General features: G+C 61.8%; 1 protein-coding gene. It reads right to left on the minus strand.

Going from position 1 to position 322, the window contains the following annotated elements:
- The coding region (locus HLUSI_RS29080) for an aldehyde dehydrogenase family protein (protein WP_162098080.1) at nucleotides 1-281 on the minus strand (281 nt) is incomplete at its 3' end.
- Nucleotides 282-322: the final 41 nt, after the last annotated feature.

Raw genomic sequence — 322 nt, forward strand, 5'->3', positions numbered from 1 at the left:
CTCTCTCTCTCAGAGACGAGATGCTCGTAAGTCACCAGCGGCAGCAACGGCCCGAAAATTTCTTCCTGCAGGATGCGTGCCTCCGGCGCGACTTGCGTCAGCGCCATCGGCGGCAACAATCGCGTCGATGGGTGCGGCGTATGCGTGGTCAGTTTCTCGACTGTCGCGCCGCCTTCGCGGGCATCGTCGAGCAGGGCCTGCAAGCGCGTGAAATGACGTTCATTGACGATGCTGGTGTAGTCGTCGATGGCCATGCGTTCGTCGTTGAGCGCAGGGTACATGCGCGCCACGCATCCACGAAATCACGTTCACGGCCGTGCGG

This window comes from Herbaspirillum lusitanum P6-12 (assembly GCF_000256565.1).
In the GTDB taxonomy this organism is placed as follows: domain Bacteria; phylum Pseudomonadota; class Gammaproteobacteria; order Burkholderiales; family Burkholderiaceae_D; genus Herbaspirillum; species Herbaspirillum lusitanum.